Source organism: Chryseolinea lacunae, from assembly GCF_016735595.1.
Classification (GTDB): Bacteria; Bacteroidota; Bacteroidia; order Cytophagales; family Cyclobacteriaceae; genus Chryseolinea; species Chryseolinea lacunae.
In genome coordinates this window covers 1-5,584 of the sequence record NZ_JAERRB010000025.1, presented here as the reverse complement: position 1 = coordinate 5,584, position 5,584 = coordinate 1, and the positions used below count along the sequence as shown (strand labels likewise).

The 5,584-nt window shown below is 49.4% G+C and carries 2 tRNA genes and 3 rRNA genes; all 5 read right to left on the bottom strand.

The window, feature by feature from the left end:
- Nucleotides 1–8: 8 nt before the first annotated feature.
- The 5 genes from rrf to JI741_RS32325 all read right to left on the bottom strand — a co-directional run bounded on the left by rrf (nt 9) and on the right by JI741_RS32325 (nt 5,359).
- Nucleotides 9–120: ribosomal RNA gene (rrf, locus tag JI741_RS32345) — 5S ribosomal RNA — on the bottom strand.
- Between the two features lie 131 nt (nt 121–251).
- Nucleotides 252–3,145, bottom strand: a 23S ribosomal RNA gene (locus JI741_RS32340).
- A gap of 374 nt (nt 3,146–3,519) precedes the next feature.
- A tRNA-Ala gene (locus JI741_RS32335) sits at nt 3,520–3,593 on the bottom strand.
- 74 nt (nt 3,594–3,667) lie between these two features.
- A tRNA-Ile gene (locus JI741_RS32330) sits at nt 3,668–3,741 on the bottom strand.
- A gap of 98 nt (nt 3,742–3,839) precedes the next feature.
- Nucleotides 3,840–5,359: ribosomal RNA gene (locus JI741_RS32325) — 16S ribosomal RNA — on the bottom strand.
- The 16S, 23S and 5S rRNA genes sit together here with 2 tRNA genes alongside, the layout of an rRNA operon.
- Between the last annotated feature and the right edge of the window lie 225 nt (nt 5,360–5,584).

Below are 5,584 nucleotides of genomic sequence, written 5' to 3'. Positions count from 1 at the left end.
TGATAAAAGATAGGCAACGACTTACTCTCCCGGGTGTTATCCAAGTACCATCAGCGCTGGCGGGCTTAACTGCTCTGTTCGGAATGGGAAGAGGTGATCCCCGCCGCTATAGTCACCTTAAGGTCTTAAGGTCTTCCAGACTCTTTTCAATCTGGAGGCTCCTGTTTAATATCGTTGACATGGTCTGATGAAAGAATAGAAGAGTTTACGAGCACATAGTGTGTCGCTCTTGACAAAATTGTATTTTATCTTTTCTGAAGCGTTCGGGTAATTAGTACTGCTCAGCTTTGACATTTCTGCCTTTACACCTGCAGCCTATCAACGTCATAGTCTCTGACGTCCCTTAATGGAAGTCTCATCTTGAGGTGAGTTTCGCGCTTAGATGCTTTCAGCGCTTATCTCGTCCCAACGTAGCTACCCGGCGATGCAGCTGACGCCACAACCGGTATACCAGCGGTTGGTCCAACCCGGTCCTCTCGTACTAAGGTCAGATCCTCTCAAACTTCCTACGCCCATCACAGATAGGGACCGAACTGTCTCACGACGTTCTGAACCCAGCTCGCGTGCCACTTTAATAGGCGAACAGCCTAACCCTTGGGACCTTCTCCAGCCCCAGGATGTGACGAGCCGACATCGAGGTGCCAAACCTCCCCGTCGATGTGAGCTCTTGGGGGAGATCAGCCTGTTATCCCCAGCGTACCTTTTATCCTTTGAGCGATGGCCCTTCCATACAGAACCACCGGATCACTATATCCGTCTTTCGACCCTGCTCGACTTGTCAGTCTCACAGTCAAGCATGCTTATGCTATTGCACTCCACATACGGTTACCAAGCGTATTGAGCATACCTTTGAAAGCCTCCGATACACTTTCGGAGGCGACCACCCCAGTCAAACTACCCACCACGCACTGTCTCCGCAGGTCTTGCGGATTAGACATCAGATAAATAAAGGGTGGTATTTCACCGTTGACTCCCCTACGGCTAGCGCCGCAGGATCAATGTCTCCCACCTATCCTACACATCATCTACCCAATGTCAATGCGAAGCTATAGTAAAGGTGCATGGGGTCTTTCCGTCCCGTGACGGGTACACGGCATCTTCACCGTGACTACAATTTCACCGAGCTCATGGCTGAGACAGTGCCCAGATCGTTACACCATTCGTGCAGGTCGGAACTTACCCGACAAGGAATTTCGCTACCTTAGGACCGTTATAGTTACGGCCGCCGTTTACTGGGGCTTCAGTTCAACGCTTCGCCTTGCGACTAACGTCCCCCCTTAACCTTCCAGCACCGGGCAGGTGTCAGGCCATATACTTCATCTTACGATTTCGCATAGCCATGTGTTTTTGTTAAACAGTCGCCTGGGCCATTTCTCTGCGACCTCTCTATTGCTAGAGGAGGCAACCCTTTTCCCGAAGTTACAGGTTTAATTTGCCTAGTTCCTTAGCCATGACTCACTCGAGCACCTCAGGATTCTCTCCTTGACTACCTGTGTCGGTTTGCGGTACGGGTACCATATCAATATGCTTAGAAGATTTTCTCGGAAGTCTGCTTACATTCTCTATCAATTCAGCCGAAGCCTCCTCGTACTATTGGATTTCAGCAAGGTCGGCGGATTTGCCTACCAACCCTATACCTACGTCTTTTAACGCCCTATTTCGTCAGGGCGCGGAATTGTCACTCCTCCTTCTCTCCATCGCTCAATATGCTAGTATGGGAATATTAACCCATTGGCCATCAGCTTCGCCTTTCGGCTATACCTTAGGTCCCGACTTACCCGCGGATGATTAGCATTGCCGCGGAACCCTTAGTCTATCGGTGGGCAGGTTTCTCGCCTGCCTTATCGTTACTTATGCCTACATTTGCTTTTCTAACCACTCCACCGTCCATTACCAGACGACTTCGCCGTTGTTAGAATGCTCCCCTACCACTGTACATCGCTGTACAATCCTGAGCTTCGGTACTACACTTGATGCCCGATTATTATCGATGCTCTGTCGCTCGACCAGTGAGCTGTTACGCACTCTTTAAATGAATTGCTGCTTCCAAGCAAACATCCTGGCTGTCTAAGCAACTGAACCGCCTTAGTTCAACTTAGTGTAGATTTTGGGACCTTAGCTGCAGGTCTGGGTTCTTTCCCTCTCGGACACGGACCTTAGCACCCATGCCCTCATTGCAGAGTATATTTGTTACCATTCGGAGTTCATCAGGATTTGGTAGGATGTGACTCCCCCTAGTCCTATTGGTAGCTCTACCTGTAACAAACTCAACCTCCACACTGCTCCTAAAAGCATTTCGGGGAGTACGAGCTATTTCTCAGTTTGATTAGCCTTTCACCCCTACCCTCAGTTCATCCAAAAACTTTTCAACGTTTACTAGTTCGGACCTCCATCCCGTGTTACCGGAACTTCATCCTGACCAAGGGTAGATCACAAAGTTTCGCGTCTACTCCCACTGACTATGCGCCCTATTCAGACTCGCTTTCGCTCCGGCTGCGCAGCTTAAGCCGCTTAACCTCGCCAGTGACAGTAACTCGTAGGCTCATTATGCAAAAGGCACGCCGTCACTGAATCTCTCAGCTCCGACCGCTTGTAAGCGTATGGTTTCAGGTTCTATTTCACCCTCCTATTCGGAGTACTTTTCACCTTTCCTTCACAGTACTGGTTCACTATCGGTCTCTCAGGAGTATTTAGCCTTACCAGATGGTGCTGGCAAATTCAAACGGGGCGTCTCCGACCCCGCCCTACTCAGGATACCACCTCTCCTTAACATCTTACGCTTAAGGGGCTATCACCCTCTATGGCCCGGTTTCCCACCCGGTTCAACTTCATGTTAATTCAATTATGTGGTCCTATAACCCCTAACTAGCCGTAACTAATTAGGTTTGGGCTCTTACGCGTTCGCTCGCCACTACTTGCGCAATCACTCGATTGTTTTCTTCTCCTCCAGGTACTTAGATGTTTCAGTTCCCTGGGTTTGCTCTGTATTGCTACAGTGACGTGTCTTCAACACGCCGGGTTGCCCCATTCGGACATCTACGGATCAATAGCTATTTGCGCTTCCCCGTAGCTTTTCGCAGCTTATCACGTCCTTCTTCGCCTCTGAGAGCCTAGGCATTCCCCATACGCCCTTATTTACTTCTTTTACGACGTCCTGTCAGATCTCTCCGCAGGACTCACCTATGTGCTCGTTTGTTGTATTGTTCGACGAATCGCTTCGTCTCCCATACACACTCTTTTACTACTCTTTCATCAGCATGTCAATGAACTCCTTCATCAATCTTACTCCTAGTCAGGTGGCTCTGAGATGGCTTATCTCCTTGAGCCCGCCGTAGGGATTGATAATGTGGTTTTTCGTTAGTCTTGGGTCCTTAGTCTTGAGTCCTTGGTATTTTAATACCAATCTCAATTCTATCGCCTCTAAACTCCCAAACCTAGTCTTTCAATTTCTCTGGTAACGCTTCCCGTTAACCAGCTTTCTTACTCAATACTTTCTACTCAATACTCACTACTCCTTTGTGGAGAATATCGGAGTCGAACCGATGACCTCCTGCTTGCAAAGCAGGCGCTCTAGCCAGCTGAGCTAATCCCCCAGGGATTCCGACTCATTTGGTTCAAGAAGTTAGGCTCATCCTTTTAGTCCGATTCACCCAAACCCAGTCTTCCGTGGGCCTGCGTGGACTCGAACCACGGACCTCTACATTATCAGTGTAGCGCTCTAACCACCTGAGCTACAAGCCCGGATTTTGTCCTTCCATAAAATCTCGAATAAATGTAATTGATAGCGAACCCAACAAGAGTCGTCGGTCTCCTTGTTCCACACCTAAGTGTGGATCCAGAAAGGAGGTGTTCCAGCCGCACCTTCCGGTACGGCTACCTTGTTACGACTTAGCCCTAATCATCAGTTTAACCCTAAACAGCGCCTTGCAGCAACTGCCTTCAGGTCCTCCCGACTCTCATGGCTTGACGGGCGGTGTGTACAAGGTCCGGGAACGTATTCACCGCGCCATTGCTGATGCGCGATTACTAGCGATTCCAACTTCATGCAGGCGAGTTGCAGCCTGCAATCCGAACTGAGACGTACTTTTTGTGATTGGCTTACCATCGCTGGCTTGCTACACTCTGTATACGCCATTGTAGCACGTGTGTAGCCCTGGACGTAAGGGCCATGATGACCTGACGTCGTCCCCTCCTTCCTCTCCGCTTGCGCGGGCAGTCTTCTTAGAGTCCCCATCATTACATGCTGGCAACTAAGAATAGGGGTTGCGCTCGTTGCGGGACTTAACCCAACACCTCACGGCACGAGCTGACGACGGCCATGCAGCACCTTGCTCCTTGTCCTTGCGGAAAAATCCATCTCTGGATCGGTCAAGGGCATTCTAGTCCAGGTAAGGTTCCTCGCGTATCATCGAATTAAACCACATGCTCCACCGCTTGTGCGGACCCCCGTCAATTCCTTTGAGTTTCACCGTTGCCGGCGTACTCCCCAGGTGGATTACTTATCGCTTTCGCTTGGCCGCGTACTGTATATCGCACACAGCGAGTAATCAACGTTTACAGTGTGGACTACCAGGGTATCTAATCCTGTTTGATCCCCACACTTTCGTGCCTCAGCGTCAGTTACAGCCTAGTAAGCTGCCTTCGCTATAGGTGTTCTTGACGATATCTAAGCATTTCACCGCTACACCGTCAATTCCGCCTACCTCATCTGTACTCAAGCCCATCAGTATCAATGGCACCCCTCTAGTTAAGCTAGAGTATTTCACCACTGACTTAATAGGCCGCCTACGCACCCTTTAAACCCAATAAATCCGGACAACGCTTGCCACCTACGTATTACCGCGGCTGCTGGCACGTAGTTAGCCGTGGCTTATTCACCAGGTACCTTCAATTAACCTCGCAAGGTCATTTTATCCCCTGGCAAAAGCAGTTTACAACCCAGAAGGCCTTCTTCCTGCACGCGGCATGGCTGGTTCAGACTTCCATCCATTGACCAATATTCCCTACTGCTGCCTCCCGTAGGAGTCTGGCCCGTATCTCAGTGCCAGTGTGGGGGATCAACCTCTCAGTTCCCCTACTGATCATCGTCTTGGTGGGCCGTTACCCCGCCAACTAACTAATCAGACGCATGCCCATCCTTTACCACCGAAGTTTTAATAATCAGATGATGCCATCCAATTATATTATGGCGGGTTAATTCGAGTTTCCCCGAGCTATCCGCCTGTAAAGGGTAGGTTGCATACGTGTTACGCACCCGTACGTCACTCTCATATCTATTGCTAAATATTTACCGTTCGACTTGCATGTATTAGGCCTGCCGCTAGCGTTCATCCTGAGCCAGGATCAAACTCTCCATTGTAAAAACTTTTCGTGTCAGTTCCATCTCATCTTGCGATTCAAATTCCCAACACACATCCAGCTAACTCCTCTTGCGAGTTGTCTAGCCAGACTACAATATTCATTTGAAACCTGGACTCTCGTTTATCCTTTTTCTTATTCAAGAAATCAATCACGAAACATCCCAACCTCGCGGCTATAATGTTCCATGGGTCCGCTATCAATTATCATCCATTCAAAGAACGTG